The 18,623-nt window shown below is 64.0% G+C and carries 14 protein-coding genes and 1 tRNA gene; 10 read left to right on the top strand and 5 right to left on the bottom strand.

What is annotated here, in order from left to right; translation table 11 throughout:
* Positions 1 to 7: 7 nt before the first annotated feature.
* A tRNA-Ser gene (locus QX121_RS19685) sits at positions 8 to 101 on the bottom strand.
* 745 nt (positions 102 to 846) lie between these two features.
* Here QX121_RS19685 and QX121_RS19680 point away from each other — a divergent pair.
* Both QX121_RS19680 and QX121_RS19675 read left to right on the top strand, forming a co-directional pair.
* The gene (locus QX121_RS19680) at positions 847 to 2,376 is read left to right on the top strand and encodes a porin (RefSeq protein WP_315784479.1); all 1,530 of its coding nucleotides are present in this window, start codon (positions 847 to 849) and stop codon (positions 2,374 to 2,376) included.
* A gap of 622 nt (positions 2,377 to 2,998) precedes the next feature.
* Complete coding sequence (locus tag QX121_RS19675; RefSeq protein ID WP_315812810.1) at positions 2,999 to 4,075, top strand: hypothetical protein; 1,077 nt, start codon at positions 2,999 to 3,001, stop codon at positions 4,073 to 4,075.
* A 65-nt stretch (positions 4,076 to 4,140) separates the two neighbouring features.
* Here the strand turns inward: QX121_RS19675 and QX121_RS19670 are convergent, their stop codons facing one another.
* On the bottom strand, positions 4,141 to 4,662 hold the full coding sequence (locus QX121_RS19670) for a MarR family winged helix-turn-helix transcriptional regulator (protein WP_315812809.1): 522 nt from the start codon (positions 4,660 to 4,662) through the stop codon (positions 4,141 to 4,143).
* 400 nt (positions 4,663 to 5,062) lie between these two features.
* Here QX121_RS19670 and QX121_RS19665 point away from each other — a divergent pair, with 400 nt between their 5' ends.
* The gene (locus tag QX121_RS19665) at positions 5,063 to 6,592 is read left to right on the top strand and encodes a porin (RefSeq protein WP_315740266.1); all 1,530 of its coding nucleotides are present in this window, start codon (positions 5,063 to 5,065) and stop codon (positions 6,590 to 6,592) included.
* Positions 6,593 to 7,258: 666 nt separating this feature from the next.
* Positions 7,259 to 8,788 (top strand): porin, encoded by a 1,530-nt coding sequence (locus tag QX121_RS19660; RefSeq protein ID WP_315740265.1) that lies wholly within the window; start codon positions 7,259 to 7,261, stop codon positions 8,786 to 8,788.
* Between the two features lie 94 nt (positions 8,789 to 8,882).
* Here the strand turns inward: QX121_RS19660 and QX121_RS19655 are convergent, their stop codons facing one another.
* Entirely contained in the window at positions 8,883 to 11,234 is a 2,352-nt protein-coding gene (locus QX121_RS19655; protein ID WP_315784473.1) for a lytic transglycosylase domain-containing protein, read from the bottom strand.
* 310 nt (positions 11,235 to 11,544) lie between these two features.
* Between QX121_RS19655 and dapA the strand changes: the two genes are divergently transcribed.
* The 4 genes from dapA (at position 11,545) to QX121_RS19635 (ending at position 14,028) form a co-directional block, all read left to right on the top strand.
* The gene (dapA, locus tag QX121_RS19650) at positions 11,545 to 12,435 is read left to right on the top strand and encodes a 4-hydroxy-tetrahydrodipicolinate synthase (protein WP_315740263.1); all 891 of its coding nucleotides are present in this window, start codon (positions 11,545 to 11,547) and stop codon (positions 12,433 to 12,435) included.
* Positions 12,436 to 12,502: 67 nt separating this feature from the next.
* The gene (gene mscL, locus QX121_RS19645; RefSeq protein ID WP_315740262.1) at positions 12,503 to 12,919 is read left to right on the top strand and encodes a large conductance mechanosensitive channel protein MscL; all 417 of its coding nucleotides are present in this window, start codon (positions 12,503 to 12,505) and stop codon (positions 12,917 to 12,919) included.
* Entirely contained in the window at positions 12,919 to 13,392 is a 474-nt protein-coding gene (gene smpB, locus QX121_RS19640; protein WP_315711387.1) for an SsrA-binding protein SmpB, read from the top strand. Before mscL ends, smpB begins: the two co-directional genes overlap by 1 nt.
* 51 nt (positions 13,393 to 13,443) lie before the next feature.
* Positions 13,444 to 14,028 (top strand): peroxiredoxin, encoded by a 585-nt coding sequence (locus QX121_RS19635; protein WP_315784471.1) that lies wholly within the window; start codon positions 13,444 to 13,446, stop codon positions 14,026 to 14,028.
* A 17-nt stretch (positions 14,029 to 14,045) separates the two neighbouring features.
* Here the strand turns inward: QX121_RS19635 and QX121_RS19630 are convergent, their stop codons facing one another.
* Together QX121_RS19630 and QX121_RS19625 are read right to left on the bottom strand one after the other, a co-directional pair.
* A complete protein-coding gene (locus tag QX121_RS19630; RefSeq protein ID WP_315784469.1) occupies positions 14,046 to 14,732 on the bottom strand; it encodes a uracil-DNA glycosylase in 687 nt (228 codons plus the stop codon).
* Positions 14,713 to 15,363, bottom strand: a complete 651-nt coding sequence (locus QX121_RS19625; protein ID WP_315740259.1) for an NYN domain-containing protein — start codon at positions 15,361 to 15,363, stop codon at positions 14,713 to 14,715. Before QX121_RS19625 ends, QX121_RS19630 begins: the two co-directional genes overlap by 20 nt.
* A gap of 347 nt (positions 15,364 to 15,710) precedes the next feature.
* On the opposite strand from QX121_RS19625, the gene rpoZ reads away from it, so the two are divergent.
* Together rpoZ and QX121_RS19615 are read left to right on the top strand one after the other, a co-directional pair.
* The gene (gene rpoZ, locus QX121_RS19620) at positions 15,711 to 16,103 is read left to right on the top strand and encodes a DNA-directed RNA polymerase subunit omega (RefSeq protein ID WP_006612728.1); all 393 of its coding nucleotides are present in this window, start codon (positions 15,711 to 15,713) and stop codon (positions 16,101 to 16,103) included.
* Between the two features lie 169 nt (positions 16,104 to 16,272).
* Positions 16,273 to 18,573, top strand: coding sequence for a bifunctional (p)ppGpp synthetase/guanosine-3',5'-bis(diphosphate) 3'-pyrophosphohydrolase (locus tag QX121_RS19615; RefSeq protein ID WP_315784467.1), 2,301 nt, complete (start codon positions 16,273 to 16,275; stop codon positions 18,571 to 18,573).
* Positions 18,574 to 18,623: the final 50 nt, after the last annotated feature.

The following is an 18,623-nucleotide window of genomic DNA, read 5'->3' as shown; positions in this document are numbered from 1 at the left end:
GGGCGGCTGGCGGAGACGGAGGGATTCGAACCCTCGATAGGGCTTTACAACCCTATAACGGTTTAGCAAACCGCCGCCTTCAGCCACTCGGCCACGTCTCCAGCGAGGGTCGGTATGCCCGACGCCGCGCTGAGCCGCAAGCGGCAGATTGCATGCGGTTTCGAAATCCTCACAGGGCTGCGTCTTCGCCGGATCGGCCCCGGACGGTGATCTCCACCGTTGGCGATCGATCCGAGCTGAGCCTGCCGTTTGATCGGACGCGGCACGGCATGGAAGTCGACGGGCGGCGCAGGCCCTCTCGATGGTCCCTGATATAGAGCGTCACCAATATAGAGGGTCGCCTGGAACGACGGGCCGGTGGCAGGGGCGCAGAGGGCATCGTCCTCCGGTCCGATTCTCGTTCAGCGCCTTGGCTGGATTCGTGGCCCCGTGCCTGACTTGGGGCGGGTTCCTGGCGGGCGAGTGCTCGCGGCCCTGAACACCCAAAATTGCGTTGTGACAAAACGATAACATAAACAGCAAGTTAGGTGTTCCCGCAGAACCACGGTCGCGTGCCTTTTGTGCAACACCAATCCGAAAAGGCGCCGCCTGGGCGCCGCAATGATGGTTCCTTTGTTGCGTGTGCAAAGGCCTTCGGTAATTCTGCTCACACGACGAAGGGGGGCATCCCGACGTCGTCCCGTTTAGGTCGTTCGCTCAAGTCCCTCGCGTTCATGCGGGTGTGTCCCATAGCGCGAAGCGGCTGAGCGACGGGTCGAAGAGGGATAACGGTACCAACCCCAAGGGTGTCTCTCACCCAGCGGAGGCGGAACCTTCCCTGACTGAGCAACTTGGAGGTTTAACATTATGAACACGATCAAGAGCCTTGTCCTGGGCTCGGCGGCCGCTCTCGTCGCCATGTCCGGGGCTCAGGCAGCTGACCTTCCGATCAAGGCCAAGGCGGTCGAATATGTGAAGGTCTGCTCGCTTTACGGCGCCGGCTTCTACTACATCCCCGGCACCGACACCTGCATCAAGCTGGGCGGCTACCTGCGTGCTGAAACGTCGTTCGCCAGCAATGGCCAGTACAACAACGCCGTCAACGGCGTTGCCGGCGGCATGAACCGCCACAGCAACTACTACTACAGCCGTGCTCGTCAGGACCTCAACATCGACACGCGCACCGCGACCGAGTACGGCGTGGTTCGTACCTATGCCGATCTGACGTTCACCTGGACCAGCGGCACCTACGCCGGCTCGGGTTCGGCGACCGGCGCAACCGCCTACTCGACGGCTGGCGCTCCTGGCGCACAGGCCGACGGCAACATCGCGCAGGGTGGCCTGGGCGTGTACTACGCCTTCATCCAGTTCGCTGGCTTCACGATGGGTAAGGCCGTGTCGCAGTTCGACGCGCCCTGGACCAACTACCCGGGCAACAACTTCGACGGCCTGTGGGGCGGCGGCGGCACCGTGACCGGTGTCAACCAGTTCACCTACACCGCCGACTTCGGCTCGGGCATCACGGCTGCGATCTCGGCGCAGGACGCGACCCAGTACTACACGACGAACCTGTGGAACGTGTCGGGCATCACTGCAGCCAGCATCGTTGGCGGCTCCTACGGCACCAACTCGTTCGGCGGCAACGTTGCTCCGGACATCGTCGGCATGGTCCGCGTCGACCAGGCCTGGGGTCTGTTCCAGGCGTCGTTCGCGGCGCATGACAACCACACCGGCTACTACGGCGCCACCGAGCTCACCGGTCACCCGGCTGACAAGTGGGGCTGGGCGGCTCAGCTGGCCTTGTCGATCAAGAACATCCCGACCGGCCCCGGCGACACCATCAACATCCAGGGCGTCTACACCAACGGTGCGAGCCGTTACAACGCTCAGAGCCTGGTGCCGACCACCTACGCGATGTACGGCGGCAGCAGCACGGCTGGTGTCTACGGCACGCTCGGCTTCGCTGGCGTCAGCGACTCGGTCTTCGTGACCGGCGGTGAGCAGCAGCTGACCACGACCTACGGCTTCCGTGGTGCTTACACCCACAACTGGAGCCCGACCTGGAACTCGGCGATCTACGGTTCGTGGGCTGCCGTGAGCTACAACAACACTGCCAAGGGCCTGATCTGCGGCAGCGCGGCGATGGGTGCGATCGCGGGCGCGGGCTTCACCTGCAACCCCGACTTCAACATCTCCTCGCTCGGCTTGATCACCCGTTGGACCCCGGTCAAGAACCTGACCTTCTCGGCCGACGTGGCCTGGACCAACCTGGACCAGAAGTACTCGGGCAACATCGCGTACCCGGGTTCGGCCACGGTTTCCAAGCCGGCGGCGACCTACCAGCTCAAGGACCAGAACTCGGTGTCCTTGCTGCTCCGCGCTCAGCGCAACTTCTGATCCTGATCGTCTGATCGGGTTCAAGAGCCCCCGGCAGGAAACTGCCGGGGGCTTTTGCTGCTTGTGACAGCGCATTCCGGCCCAGCACCCGAGTCAGGCTCGCTCGAAGATCGATGCAAGATCGGCAACTGAGACAAATCAAAATCGGCGGCTGAGGTAATGAGGAGGATTCCGAACGCCTCGTTGATCGAAAATCACTTTCTTTTCAATAACTTGACAGTCTGTCGGTATTTTTTTTAAATTGGTGTTGAAAACAGATGAGTTGATAAGCTAATTTTGTCACGCGCTGATAGCGATCCCTCCTCAAGAGGACACTGCCGATCCAAGTTCGACGATCATATGATGTTAGACTCCACGAAACCTCTGGCGATGCCCCGCCGGAGGTTTCTTCATTTCAGGATCTCCTCGTCGCTCGGTTCCTGAGGTTGGCTTTCGGTTGCAACGTACCGGTGCAACCGCTGCGCGTCAGCGCAAAGCATCCATCGTAGACCAAAGGTCGGAGCAAAATTCCTTGCGCATCGGCTTGACCGGGAAATCCCGGGTGGTCACGATGACCGCCAGATGACGGGGCCACACCGTCACGCCAGCGAGGAATCAGTCCAAGATGAGTTCGGAAGGCTCTGTGGGAGTGCTGCGTCCGTGGTCCGAGCAAGACGATCTGGCGGGCGCCATCACGCGGTTGCTGGAGGCGCGGCCGGAGGGCCGGGCCGAGCTTGCGGAATGTCTGGCGGTTGCGCAGCGGATCGACGCCAGCGACGACGAGTCCTGGTATCGCGAGTGGATGCAATGCGCGGATGCAATGAAGGCTGCCGCCGCCGACGCTGTGAGCAGCGGCCGTCCCGAGCTGGCGTTGCGCAAATGGTCGCGCGCGGTCGATTGTTATGAGGCTGCGGCCTGTCCGTTCAGCAGCTCACGCTCCCGCCAGGCCGTCGTGCTGTCCCGCATGCGCGAATGTGCGCGCGAATTCCTGCGCTGCGCCGATCCGCCAGGAGAGGTCGTCACGATTCCCTGGCGCGCGGACTATTCGCTCGAAGCCTATTTCCTGCCGGCGCGCTGCGAGGCAGGCAGGGCGCCCACCGTCATCTGCATCGGTGAGCCCGGCCGTCGCAAGGAAACGTCCCTGTTCAAGCTTGCAGCCCATGCGGAGCAGCGCGGCTTGGCGTTGCTGGTGGTCGATCTGCTGGGCAGCGGACCGGACTGCCGCTTCGAGGAGATCGTCGGCGGTCGCGATCTCGAATCAGCCATCGCGAGCGTGACGGACTACGTGACGTCCCGTGATGACGTGGACGAAGGCCGGATCGCGATCCTGGCCGACGACTGGAGCTCGTCCTTTGTCGCGCGCGGCATCGCACTCGATCCGCGGTATGCTGCGGCGGTCTGCGACGCCGGCTTGTGGGACATTCACGAGCGCGTCTTCCTGTCGCGCCGACCCGGTGCGGGCGAGCGGGGCAGGCTGTCGATCGCGGCCGATGGGCTGGCGGCGCGGCAGATCATGTGTCCGCTGCTGGTGACGGTGCCGGAGCGTGGCTGGCTTCGAGCCGACATCGCAACCCGGCTGATCGCGCAGATCAAGCGCGAGCACCCGGACATCACCCTGAAGATCGTCTCCAGCGCGGGCGCCGATTGGCTCGAAGCCGATGCCTTCGTCTTCGACTGGATCGCCAAGCGTCTGGCGGGGTCTCCGCGGCCTCCAGGCTGACGCGACCGCATGTCTGCGCTCGCTGCCTGTAAGAGGCGGTCGGGCCGTGACCGCCTCGGGGGGCCTCAGAGCCCCATCGTGAGTCGCGCGCTGGCCTTTTCGAAACGGTCCTTGAGGCCAGCCAGCTTGTCCGTGAAGGTCGCGAGCTCACGAGCGTCGAATTCCTCGAAGATGAAGCCGAAGATCTGCGCTTGCTGAGCTTCCAGCTCGGCGAACTGCTCCGATGTCTTGGCGGTGAGCGACATCCGGACCACGCGCGCATCGTTGGGGGCGGGCTTGCGTTCCATGAAGCCCTTCTTCTCGAGCAGCTTCGACTGCGTCGTGACGAAGGAGGGGTCGACGTGCAGCCGCTTGGCCGCCGCATTCACGGCAACTCCCTCACCTTGATCCAGTTCGGAGATCGCCATCAGGATCATCCATTGCGGGCCACTGATGCCGATTCTCTTGGCCCAGAAGTACCTCAGCTCCTCCAGATGGACGTTGATCGTGGAGATCTCCCTGGCGAAGCGAAGAATGGCGTTGCGATTCTTCGGCAGATGTTCGGCAGTCTTCGGTTGCGCGTCCGCTTCCACAGGTGCGGCAGACATGTTCTTCAAGGGCGCCATTGCTCAGGAGTTCCGGTACGAAGCTTGACCCTAAAGAAAAAAAATCCGCAACAAAATCACTTATCTAGGAGGACATCCGTCGTCCCCCGTGCGCTGCACAACAAGCTGCCATTGTGTTGCCCCCAAGACACATTTCGGCTTCATTCAATTACCTGACTGCATAAACTATTTTGCTTACCGAATGAGCGAAGGCATAGTTCCTGGCGACGGTGGGGGGTTACTCGATCGTCCCGTGACAGGTGGTTCGCTTAAGTCCCTCGCGTGATGCGGGTGTGTCCGATGGCGCGAAGCGGCTGAAGCGGTTTTTCGGGAGCGGAGGAAGCGGATCGTCCTGGGGGATCTTGGTCCGGTTCTTTCTCAAAAGAGCAACTTGGAGGTTTAAATGAAGACGGTTAAGAGCCTTGTCCTCGGCTCGGCGGCAGCTCTGCTCGCCATGTCCGCGGCTCAGGCGGCCGACCTTCCGATCAAGGCCAAAGCGGTCGAGTATGTGAAGGTTTGCTCCCTGTATGGTGCGGGCTTCTACTACATCCCCGGCACCGACACCTGTATCAAGCTGGGTGGCTACCTGCGCGCCGAAGTGGTCGCCGGCAGCAACAGCATCTTCAACGGAACGTTCAGCGGCCAGGGCGGCGCACACAACCGCCTCAGCAACTACTACACCTCTCGTGCTCGTGAAGATCTGAACATCGACACCCGCACGGCGACCGAATACGGCGTGGTCCGCACCTTCGCCGACCTGACCTTCAGCTGGACCTCGGGCGGCTATGCCGGCACGGGTTCGGCCACCGGTGCGACCGCCTACTCGACGGCGGGTGCGCCTGGCGCTCAGGCCGACGGCAACATCGCGCAGGGCTCGCTCGGCGTGTACTATGCCTTTATCCAGTTCGCCGGCTTCACGATGGGTAAGGCCGTGTCGCAGTTCGACACGCCCTGGACCAACTATCCGGGCAACAACTTCGACGGTCTCGCTGGCGGCGGCGGCACGGTCACCGGCGTCAATCAGCTGAGCTACACCGCTGACTTCGGCTCCGGCATCACGGCCACGGTTTCGGCCCAGGATGCGACTGCCTACTACCAGAACAACCTCTGGAACGTGGCTGGTTCGACGGCGGCTGGCGTGATCGGTGGTGCTTACGGCACCAGCGCCTACGGCGGCAACGTTGCTCCGGACTTCGTCGGTATGGTCCGCGTCGACCAGGCCTGGGGTCTGTTCCAGGCGTCGTTCGCGGCGCATGACAATCATGTCGCTTACTACGGCGCGTCCGAGACCTCCGGCCACCCGGCCGACAAGTGGGGTTGGGCGGCTCAGCTGGCCCTGTCGATCAAGAACATCCCGACCGGACCTGGTGACACGATCAACGTGCAGGGCGTCTACACCAATGGTGCGAGCCGCTACAACATCCAGAGCCTGATGCCGAACAACTACTCGATGTACGGCAGCACGGGTCTGGCTGGCGCCTATCAGAGCATCGGCTTTGCGGGCGTGGGCGACTCGGTCTTCACGACCGGCGGTGAGCAGCAGCTGACCACGACCTACGGTATCCGTGGTGCTTATACGCACAACTGGAACCCGGCCTGGAACACTGCGATCTACGGGTCTTGGGCTGCCGTCCGTTACAACGGCACTGCCAAGGGCCTGATCTGCACCAGCCCCGGCGTTGTCGCGGCCTTCAACGCGGGTTCGACCTGTAATCCGGACTTCGATCTGGCCACCATCGGCCTGATCACGCGCTGGACCCCGGTCAAGAACCTGACCTTCTCGGCCGACTTCGCCTACTCCTGGCTCGACCAGAAGCACTCTGGTTCGGTGACCTCGCCGGCGGTTGCTGCCGTCGCGAAGCCGGCCGCTGTGTACGAGATCAAGGATCAGCAGTCGGCTGTGCTGCTGCTCCGCGCTCAGCGCAACTGGTGATCCAGACCGTCTCATGACGGTTTGACCAGCCCCCGGCAGGCAACTGCCGGGGGTTTTTCTTTGCCTGGCCAGCTCGTGCTCCAGCGCCGAGACCCGCATTCCTCGCCGCTCCGCTCCGTCGCTGACAAACATGCTGCAGACCCGCCCGAGAACCACACCGCGCGGCCACGCGACGCAATGTGATCTGGATGGAATTTCGCGACCGACTCGTGGCCAGCCGGCTCAAACATCCGTGAGAGGCGGTCGCCGGGTTCGTTCGGTTCGACCGCACGTTTGAGCCAAGCTTGGCCTGCGTGACCTCGGGCAGGCGAGGGCGGGTGCCGCGATGGTCAGGCCGGAGAACTGGGAGACTCGCGCTCGCCGCCCTTCTCGGCGCCCGTCCTGCTGCATTCCCGCCACGACCGCGACATGCATTCGGCGGCGAAAGTCTTCCCCGACACATTACTCTTGGAGATTTGGCAGCCGTGCGCCGTGCCGCGGCCGCGCCACATGCGTGATCCGGCCGGTCACGAGAATGGTCCGATAAAGCACCAAGTCCGCCTCTCGATCGTTCCGACTGCAACGCTATGCGCGAGCACTGTGGTGCAGCTGGAGACGGGCTGACCGTGGGGGCGGTCGTTCGATGTCGAGCCGGGCCGGTCTGAACTGAGCAATTTGGAGGTTAGTATGAAGACTGTGAGGAGCCTTGTTCTGGGCTCAGGGGCGGCGTTGCTCGCCATGGGTGGGGCTCAGGCCGCCGACCTTCCGATCAAGGCCAAAGCGGTCGAGTATGTGAGGGTCTGCTCCATGTACGGAGCGGGATTCTTCTACATTCCGGGCACCGACACCTGCATCAAGCTGGGCGGCTTTCTGCGTGCCGAAGCAGGCTTCGGTACGAATACGATCTTCCAGAATGCCGTGAACGGCGTCGCCGGCGGGCGAAATCGTCTCAGCAACTACTACACGACGCGTTCGCGTGCCGACCTCAACATCGACACCCGCACCGCGACCGAATATGGCGTCGTGCGCACCTTCTTCGATGGTGTCTTCCAGTGGACCGGGGGCAGCTACGCGGGGACCGGCTCCCCCACGGGCGCGACTGCCTATTCGACGGCGGGCGCGCCTGGAGCGCAGGCCGACGGCAACATCGCGCAAGGCGGGCTCGGTGTCTTCTACGCCTTCATCCAGTTTGCCGGCTTCACCATGGGTAAGGCCGTGTCGCAGTTCGACGCGCCCTGGGCCAACTATCCCGGCAACAATTTCGACGGTTTGACCGGCGGCGGCGGCACCATCACCGGCGTCAACCAGTTCACCTACACCGCGGACTTCGGCTCGGGCATCACGGCCGCGATCTCGGCCCAGGATGCGACGCAGTATTCGCAGTCGCAGATCTGGAATACGGCGGGACAGACGGCCGCCGGCGTGCTCACCGGCAGCTATGGCACGTCGAATTTCGGCGGCAACGTCGCGCCCGACATCGTCGGCATGGTGCGCGTCGATCAGGCCTGGGGTCTGTTCCAGGCGTCGTTCGCGGCGCATGACAATCACGCCGCCTTCTTCGGTGCCAACGAGACGACCGGCCACCCGGCCGACAAATGGGGCTATGCGGGTCAGCTCGCCCTGTCGATCAAGAACATCCCGACCGGCGCCGGCGACACCATCAATCTGCAGGGCGTCTACACCAACGGCGCCAGCCGCTACAACTTCCAGAGCCTCGCGCCGATCAACTACGCGATGTATGGCGGCAGCAACATGGCCGGCGCTTTCCAGAGCCTGGGCTTCGCGGGCGTGTCGGATTCGGTGTTCGGGGCGAATACGCAGCAGCAGTTGACCACCACCTACGGCTTCCGCGGGGCCTTCACCCACAACTGGGATCCGTTCTGGAATACGGCGGTCTACGGCTCCTGGAGCGGCGTCAGATACAACAACACCGCGAAGGGACTGATCTGCAACGGTGCAGGCATGGTCGCTCTCGGCATCACGCCTGCGAATTGCAACCCCGACTTCAACATCTCGACGGTGGGTGTGATCACGCGCTGGACGCCGGTCAAGAATCTGACCTTCTCTGCTGACGTCGCTTGGACCAGGCTGGACCAGAAGTTCACCGGCGTGGTGAACGCACCGGCGGTCGCGGCCGTTGCCAAGCCGGCCACGACCTACCAGTTGAAGGACCAGGACTCGGTCTCGCTGCTGGTGCGTGCCCAGCGCAACTGGTAAGTGCGGGCGAATGGCGAATAGGGAGTAGAGAATAGCGGTTGACGACGTAGCGGAGCCCAGGCTTCGCTACTCGCTACTCGCTACTCGCTACTCGCTACTCCACCACCGCGCCGCGGCGCAGATCGGCCTCGATCTGCAGCCGCGAGCCGCCGCCGAAGCGGGCGCGATAGACCTGCAGGTTCTCCATCACCCGCTGCACGTAGTTGCGGGTCTCCGAGAAGGGGATCAGTTCGACCCAGTCGACGGCATCGACCTTGGGATCGCGCGGATCGCCATAGCGCTCGACCCATTTTCTGACGCTGCCGCGGCCGGCATTGTAGGCCGCGAAGGTCATGATGTACGAGCCGCGATAGTCCTCGAGCAGGCCGCCGAGCTCGGCGGCGCCGAGCTGCGCGTTGTAGACCGGGTCGGTCTTCATCCGGTTCAGATCGAAGCTGACGCCCGCGCGCTTGCAGACGTAGCGACCCGCATCCGGCGTGACCTGCATCAGCCCATAGGCCTGTGCCGGCGAGACCACGGCCTGGTTGAAGGCGCTCTCCTGGCGCGCGATCGAGAAGACCACGCTCGGCTCGACCTCCGGTCCCAGCGAGCGGAACGCAGGAATGCCCGTGACCGGATAGGCGTAATGGTCGAACGGCAGCCCGCGATTGAGTGCGGCCTTGCCGACCAGCAGCATCGCTCGCGCATCGCTGTTTCGCGCGGCGATTTCCGCGAGTCCGACCAGCACGTCGGGGTCGCCATTGTCGCCCATGTCAGCGAAGATCGGGATCGCGACCTCGCCCTCGTCGAGCTCGTAGAGCAGCTGCACCGCGCGCACCACCTCGAGCCGCTCGACGCCGCGTCCACGGCCGCTCGGCGCCGCATTGAGGCCGAGCTGCGGCAGGCCGAGCTTCGCGCGCGCCAGCTGTCCGTAATAGCTCGTGGACTGCTCGGCGGCCGACGTATAGGCCGCGCGCGCCTCCTGCATGCGCCCCATCGCTTCTGCCGCGCGGCCCTGCCAATAGCCGGCCCGCGCCAGGGTGGTCGGATTGACGCTGCCGACGCCGATGCGCGCAAAGTGCTGGGTCGCGGTGGCCGGATCGTTGAGGAAACGCAGTGCGATCCAGCCGGCGGTGAATTCCTGCTCGGTCTTGTAGATGTCGCGGTTCGGCAGCGCCGCATCCCGCGCGATCAGATAGGCGCTGCGATATTCGCCGGTGTCGATCATCTTTCGCGCCAGCAGTCGGCGCTCGATCCACCATTCGTCCAGATTGTGCAGGCGGCCGGGATCCTTGGGCGCGTTCAGCATCAGCTGCGCCGCCTCGGCGAATTTTTCGTCGCGCCGCAGCAGTTGGATGCGGCTGAAGATATAGCCTGCATCGCCGTGGAGTTCGCGCGGCACGGCTTCGAGCAGGCTCTGGCTATTGGAGGCTTTGCGGTAGGTCGCGATTCGCGCTTTTGCCAGCGCCACGTGGCCCGAGCCAAGCCGCCGGGCAGCGCGCATGGCGGCCTCGTGCTCGCTGCCATACAGCAGCGTGTCCATCCGCGCCTTGTGATCGCCGCCGGACAGCAGGGCACCGTACTGGTCCAGGATGTTGTTCTCGGTCTCCTCGGACATCGCGTCGTTGCGCCAGGCATCGCGCACCAGGCGCTCGGCATTGGCGCGGTCGCCGCGATTGAGCATCACCCGGGCCAGCGCGAACTTGCCCTTGGCCGACAGCGGCGATTCGTTCTCGAACCAGGACCACACCACGGCATCGTCGCGCTTGTCGTCCCACAACGCGGCCTCGAGCCGGCGCCGCAGGAAGGTCTGCGACGGCCAGGACGGGTTGGCGGCGATGAACGCGCGGTAGCGCTCCACGCTGGCATTGTTGTTGTCGCTGCGCAGGATCACCCACTCCGCGAGCTTGCGCGCCACGGGATCCGAGATCGCCTGCACGACCTCGGTGGCATCGCTGGGCTTGCGCTTGCGGACGAGCTCGATCACGTTTTCGAGCGCCTCCTTGTCGGATTGCGAGGTCGAGGACGTCGCGGCGATCGCAGCCGGCACCACAGGCTTGCGGGAGACGGGCAGGGCGGCATGCTGGCGGGCCGGCAGGCTCGCAGCCGCCGCGCCGGGGGTGATGTCCTTCGGTGCCGCGCGCGCCGTCTCGCCGGCGCCTTTGGGGCTGCTCTTGACCTCGGCCTTCGCTTCGGCCCGCGCGTCGACCTCGCTCTTGGTCCCGGCGGCCTCGTGGGTATTCGTCTTCGGAACCGCGCTGCGCGCGATCGGACGCGCCTTCGGCACCGGAACCTTGGCCGCGGGAGCCTTGGATCCCGAAACCTTGGACCCAGCAGCCTGGTCCTTGGCGAGAGCGCTATGTCCGGCGAGAGCCCATCCGAGTGTCAGGCCGGCGGCCAAGGACACCGAGAGTGACACCGACAGGGCGGTCGATCGCAATGCAGTGGCGCGGGCAGAAAAGGGCACGGCGTTCCTTTTGCGGCGGATGACTTCGATCCCCAGACCAACATGGGTCTATCGAAAAGGTGAACAAATCCTAAATATACCGGGAAGGATTGCAACCTGCGCCAACACCGCGGCGAAATCACGACCGAAGGGCGGCGTGCGGGCCGTGGGGCTTCAGCGAAGGGTGATCACGGGCCTCGGCAATGCGATTCGAGCGATCCGTGTGCCTGTTGAGAAGGCAGCCCAACCGCGGGCGGGCCTTCCGCCTCGTCGGCAGACCCGGTATGAAGTGGCTCGTACAGGGGCTAAACGGCGTTTGGGAGGGAGTTTCATGGCAGCCAAGACGAATTTCCGGGGTTCTTTCACCGCCTTGGTCACTCCTTTCAAGAACGGGTCCGTGGACGAGGCCGCTTTTCGCAGCCTGGTGAACTGGCAGATCGACGAGGGCACCAACGGCCTCGTGCCGGTCGGCACGACCGGCGAGAGCCCGACGCTCAGCCATGACGAGCATAAGCAGGTGGTCGAGTGGTGCATCGCCGAGGCCCGGGGACGCGTGCCCGTCGTCGCTGGCGCCGGCTCCAATTCGACCAAGGAGGCGGTCGAGCTCGCCCAGCACGCCGAGAAGGCGGGGGCTGACGCAGTGCTGGTGGTGACGCCCTATTACAACAAGCCGACGCAGGAAGGCCTGTATCAGCACTTCAAGGCGATCAACGATGCGATCGGCATTCCGATCATCATCTACAATATTCCTCCGCGCTCGGTGATCGACATGTCCGTCGACACCATGAAGCGCCTGTTCGAGCTGAAGAACATCGCCGGCGTGAAGGATGCTACCGCGAGCATGGTGCGGGTGTCGCAGCAGCGCGCCGCGATGGGCGAGGAGTTCAACCAGCTCTCGGGCGAGGATGCGACGATCATCGGCTACATGGCGCATGGCGGCCATGGCTGCATCTCCGTCACGTCGAACGTCGCGCCGCGGCTGTGCTCGGAATTCCACCAGGCCTGGCAGAAGGGCGATGTCGCAACGGCGCTGAAGATCCACGATAAGCTGATGCCGCTGCATACCAATCTGTTCATCGAGTCCAACCCGGCGCCGGTGAAATACGCGCTGTCGCTGCTCGGCAAGATCGAGGAGAAGCTGCGGCTGCCGATGGTGCCGGTGTCGGAGCCGACCCGGGTCGCGGTGCGCGAGGCGATGGTTCATGCCGGATTGATCAACTAGGTTCCGAGGGAGCTCGGGATCGGCGAAGGTCGCGAGGATTTCTCGCAAGTTTGAGGGGGACGCGAGCATGTTGAAGGAATTCCGTGAATTCGCGATGAAGGGCAACGTCGTCGACCTCGCCGTCGGCGTCATCATCGGCGCGGCCTTCGGCGCCATCGTCACCTCGCTCGTCGCCGATGTCATCATGCCGATCATCGGCGCCATCACCGGCGGCCTCGATTTTTCGAACTACTTCATCCCGCTGTCCAAGACGGTCAATGCGGGCAACCTTGCGGACGCGAAGAAGCAGGGTGCCGTGCTGGCCTATGGACAGTTCCTGACCTTGACCCTGAACTTCTTCATCATCGCTTTCGTGCTGTTCATGATCATCCGTGTGATAAACAGGTTGAAGCGGAACGAAGCGGCAGCCCCCGCGGCGCCGGCGAAGCCTTCGGCCGAGGTCGAGCTGTTGACCGAGATCCGTGATCTCCTGAAAAAGTCCTGATGGCTGAAAAGAACGAACCCAAGATCACGGTCGCCGCCGAGAATCGCAAGGCGCGGTTCAACTACGCGATCGAGGACACCATCGAGGCCGGCATCGCGCTGACCGGCACCGAGGTGAAGTCGGTCCGCGGCGGCAAGTCGACGATCGCGGAATCCTATGCGGATTCGCGTAACGGCGAGATCTGGCTGATCAACGCCAACATTCCCGAATATCTGCAGGCCAACCGCTTCAATCACGAGCCGAAGCGGCCGCGCAAGCTGCTGCTGCATCGCAAGCAGATCAACAAGCTGATGGGTGCGGTCGAGCGCGAAGGCATGACGCTGATCCCGCTGAAGCTCTATTTCAACGAGCGCGGCCGCGCCAAGCTGCTGCTCGCCGTCGCCAAGGGCAAGAAGCTGCACGACAAGCGCGAGAGCGAGAAGAAGCGCGACTGGGGCCGCGAGAAGGGGAGGCTGCTGCGGGCCCGCGGCTAACGAGACCTTTGCCGTGCGCTCCTCCACGCCCGAGCCTTGGGAAAGCATCCGATGAATCAGAAGAACCTCTTGGATGTCGACTGGAGCCGGATTCCGGCTCCGACCGACGACGGCGCAGCCGATCATCTGGTTGGGACGATCATTCCCGCGATCGGGCTGCGTGCCACCGACGACACGCTGGTCACGCTGTCGGATCTGCCGGGACGGACCGTGGTGTTCGCCTATCCACGGACCGGCGAACCCGGCAAGGTGTCACTGGTCGAGGACTGGGATATGATCCCGGGCGCGCGCGGCTGCACGCCGCAGACCTGCAGCTTCCGCGACCTGTTCGGCGAGTTGAAATCAGCGGGCGCCGTGCATGTGTTCGGTCTGTCGACGCAGAGCAATGCCTATCAGACCGAGATGGCCTCGCGCCTGCACCTGCCGTTTCCGGTGCTGTCGGACGAGAAGCTCGAGCTCACCAATGCGCTGCGGTTGCCGACCATGGAGATCGCCGGGCTGACCATGATCAAGCGGCTTGCCATGATCGTGGACGCCGCGCGCATCACCCATGTGTTCTACCCGGTGTTTCCGCCGGACAGGAACGCGGGCGACGTGCTGGCGTGGCTGAAGGACAACCGCGCATCTGCCGCGTGAGGGTGGGGTGCGCCGAACTAATCCAGCTCCGCCTTTACGCGCGCGAACACGGCGTGGAACATCTCGGTCGTGAGCACGCCGGTGTTCGTGTTGTAGCGTGAGCAGTGATAGCTGTCGTACAGCCTGATCCTGCCGGCCTGGTGCACGGCGCCATGGCCGAAGGGCGCCGCGACCGCGCGCAAGCCCAGCAGCTTCAGCAGCGTGTCGTGGGAGATGCGGCCGAGCGCGACGATGCTGCGCAGCCGCGGCATCGCGGCGATGGTGGCGCCGAGGAAGCTCCGGCACTGGTTGATCTCGGCCGGCAGCGGCTTGTTCTGCGGCGGCACGCAGCGCACCGCGTTGCTGATTCGACAGTCCACCAGCGTCAGCCCGTCGTCGGGGCGGGCTTCGAACCGGCCTTTCGCAAATCCGTAATGCAGCAGCGTCCCATAGAGCAGCTCGCCGGCGTAGTCGCCCGTGAAGGGACGCCCGGTCCGATTGGCGCCTTGCAGCCCCGGCGCGAGCCCGACGATCAGGAGCCGCGCATCGGGATCACCGAACGACGGCACCGGCGCGTTGAACCACGACGGCTCACGCGCGCGCTGCGCCTCGCGGAACTCCACGAGGCGAGGGCACAGCGGACAGTCTCGATCGGGATTGGTCGAGGACGGGGTGGATGGCGCAGATGTGGCGTCCGTCCGCCGCCTAGTCGTCGAAATCGTCATCGGTGGTGGGGGTGGTCGTGGTGGTGCGTGCGGCCGGTGCGGTCGTGCTGCGCTGGAGGAATTGCGGGGAATGGTGGCGCGGCTCGCGCGGGGCGGGGCGCTCCGACGGGTCGCGGCCGAGCTTGGACTGCAACTCCATGAGGTCGGTGAAGACGTCGGCCTGGCGGCGCAGCTCATCGGCGATCATCGGCGGCTGGCTGGAGATGGTCGAGATCACGGTGACGCGAACGCCGCGACGCTGCATCGCTTCGACCAGCGAGCGGAAGTCGCCGTCGCCCGAGAACAGCACCATCTGGTCGATATGCTCGGCGAGTTCCATCGCATCCACGGCGAGCTCGATGTCCATGTTGCCCTTGACCTTGCGGCGGCCGCTGGCGTCGATGAATTCCTTGGTCGCCTTGGTGACGACCGTATAGCCGTTGTAGTCGAGCCAGTCGATCAAGGGTCGAATCGACGAATACTCCTGATCCTCGATGATCGCGGTGTAATAGAACGCGCGGAGCAGCGTGCCGCGGCTCTGAAATTCCTTGAGCAGGCGCTTGTAGTCGATGTCGAAGCCGAGCGTCTTGGCCGTGGCGTATAGGTTGGCGCCGTCAATGAAGAGCGCAATCTTGTTGGTCGAAGATGACATTCAGTGTCTCGCGTTCAGTTAGATTCTATTTTTGGCGCGACTCCAGTCGGTCGCGCATTCCATTTCAAGATACTGCCAAGGCGTCGGCGGTCCATCTGGTGTGAGGTTACCGCAAACGGGAGTGATCGGGGCAACAAAGGCGCACTTGTGACGACGTAATGAAGCGTTTTCTTGTCCAACGCCCGAATTCCGCGGGTCTGGACGGAGCGCCAGTCAAGGTTGCCGAATTCGGTACACCTTGCCCCTTACCGAAACCTGACGCCAGTTTAGCCTTGCGAAAACCGGCCAGCCTCTATAACTAGCCCAGCATAATCAGCATATTAAGCACACAAAGGACCGGAGCGACAATGGCGCGCGTCACTGTGGAAGATTGTATCGATAAAGTCGACAACCGGTTCGACTTGGTCCTTCTGGCCGCGCATCGCGCGCGCATGATCTCGTCGGGATCACAACTTACAATCGATAGAGATAATGACAAGAATCCCGTCGTCGCACTCCGCGAAATTGCGGATTCGACCATTTCTCCCGAGGATCTGAAGGAAGAACTGGTTCATTCGCTGCAGAAGTTCGTCGAGGTCGACGAGCCGGAGCCGGACACGGTGCCGCTGATCGGCTCGGCCGGTGCCAGCGTCGATGCCGACGACACCGAGGTCGCCGTCGAGCGCATGACCGAGGAAGAACTGCTGAAGGGCCTCGAGGGCCTCGCTCCGCCGGAAGAGCAGCCCGAAGAGGATGAGTGACGGCCTCGTCGCCGTCAGCCCGCGCTCCAGTTCACTTGTGAGATTGTGAAGGCCCGGACCGCGTCCGGGCCTTTGCATTTGAACGTGATTCCGTGATTACCATAGGGCTGCGGCCAGCGCCTGCCGTCCGGCAGATTTGGTCACGAAGATAAAGGTTTAGTCATTTTCCATGGTGGTTTCGGGCCACATTCCTCAGCAGATGCAGGCGGCGGCCGAATCGGCCGCGTTGGCGCCTCCGCCGCCGGCTGAGCGGCCGCGGCCGCAGAAGCCGCGCTCCCGCATGATGCGGCAGTACGATCTGGTGGAACGGGTCCGCTCCTACAATCCGGATACGAACGAGGATCTCCTCAACCGCGCCTATGTGTACGCCATGAAGGCGCATGGGTCACAGACCCGCGCGTCCGGCGACCCGTATTTTACGCATCCGCTCGAGGTCGCGGCCATTTTGACCGACCTGAAGCTGGATGACGCGACCATCGTCGCGGCGCTGCTGCACGACACGATCGAGGACACCGAGGCGACCCGCGCCGAGATCGACCGCTTCTTCGGGCCCGAGATCGGCGCTCTGGTCGAGGGACTGACCAAGCTGAAGCGGCTCGAATTGGTCTCGCGCGAGGCCAAGCAGGCCGAGAACCTGCGCAAGCTGCTGCTCGCCATCGCCGACGACGTGCGTGTCCTACTGGTCAAGCTCGCGGATCGCTTGCACAACATGCGCACGCTGGAGTTCGTGCCCGAGACGTCGCGCCGGCGCATCGCCGAGGAAACGCTCGACATCTATGCGCCGCTGGCGGGCCGGATGGGCATGCAGGAGATGCGCGAGGAACTCGAGGATCTCTCGTTCCGGACGCTCGACCCGCAGGCCTACAGCGTGGTGATGCAGCGGCTCGATGCGCTGGCGGAGCGCAACCGCAATCTGATCGGCGAAATCGAGAGCCAGCTGGCGCGCAAGTTTCGCGACCATGGCCTGACGGCCCGGGTGTTCGGCCGCCGCAAACGGCCGTTCTCGATCTGGACCAAGATGGAGCGCAAATCGATCGGGTTCGAGCAGCTCTCCGACATCTTCGGCTTCCGCGTGATCATGCCGGATCTCGAATCCTGCTATCGTGCGCTCGGTATCGTGCATACGACCTGGCCGGTCGTGCCGGGCCGTTTCAAGGACTACATCTCGACGCCGAAGCAGAACGACTATCGCTCGATACACACAACCGTGATCGGCCCGGGCAAGCAGCGCGTCGAGCTGCAGATCCGCACCGAGGACATGGATCAGATCGCCGAGCTCGGCATCGCCGCCCATGCCTTCTACAAGGACGACATCGGCTCGCCGACCGAACGGCTCAAGCGCGAATCGAACGCATTCGCGTGGCTGCGCCACACCATCGGCATCCTCTCGGAGAGCGCAAATCCGGAGGAGTTCCTCGAGCACACCAAGCTGGAGCTGTTTCACGATCAGGTGTTCTGCTTCACGCCGAAGGGAAAGCTGATCGCGCTGCCGCGCCACGCAAACGTGATCGACTTCGCCTATGCCGTGCATACCGACGTCGGCAACAGCGCGGTCGGCTGCAAGATCAACGGCAAGTTCGCCGCGCTGTCGTCGGAGCTGCAGAACGGCGACGAGGTCGAGGTCCTGACCTCGGACGCGCAGTCGGCGCCGCCCTCGGCCTGGGAGACGCTCGCCGTCACCGGCAAGGCCCGCGCGGCGATCCGGCGCGCCACCCGCACCGCCGTGCGCGATCAATATGCCGGGCTCGGCCGCCGCATCGTCGAGCGTCTGTTCGAGCGCACCAAGCTCGAATATGCCGACGACAAGCTGAAAGGGGCGTTGCCGCGCCTGGCCCGCGCCTCGATCGACGACGTGATGGCGGCGGTCGGACGTGGCGAGATCAAGGCCTCCGACGTCGCGCGTGCGATGTATCCGGACTACAAGGAAGAGCGCGTCGTGCGCTACGGCGCCAAGAAGACGGCCGCCGCGCCGGCAGCCAAGGCTGCTGCGCCTGCGGCCGAGCCCCACCGCGGCCCGTTTGCGATCCCGATCAGCGGGCTCAATTCCGGCCTGCCGGTGAAGTTCGCGCCGAACGGTGGCGCCGTGCCGGGCGACCGCATCGTCGGCATCGTGACGCCGGGCGAGGGGATCACGATCTATCCGATCCAGTCGCCGGCGCTGAAGGATTTCGAGGAGGAGCCGGAGCGCTGGCTCGACGTGCGCTGGGATGTCGACGAGACCTCCCCGCAGCGCTTCCCGGCGCGCATTCGCGTCGAGAACGTCAACGAGCCCGGCAGCCTCGCCCAGGTCGCGACCGTGATCGCCGAGCACGACGGCAACATCGACAACATCAGCATGAGCCGCCGCTCGCCTGATTTCACCGAACTCACGATCGATCTCGAGGTCTATGACCTCAAGCATCTCTCGGCGATCATCAACCAGTTGCGCGCCAAGACCATCGTGGCGCGGGTCGACCGGGTGAATGGCTAATCTGCGGGGATGGCAGCGGCGTTCTGCTCCGGGATGCGCTAAACAAGCCG

It is taken from the genome of Bradyrhizobium sp. SZCCHNR2028 (assembly GCF_032380995.1).
In the GTDB taxonomy this organism is placed as follows: Bacteria; Pseudomonadota; Alphaproteobacteria; order Rhizobiales; family Xanthobacteraceae; genus Bradyrhizobium.
Note: the sequence above shows the minus strand (reverse complement) of the source record. Positions and strands in the feature narration are given on the sequence as shown.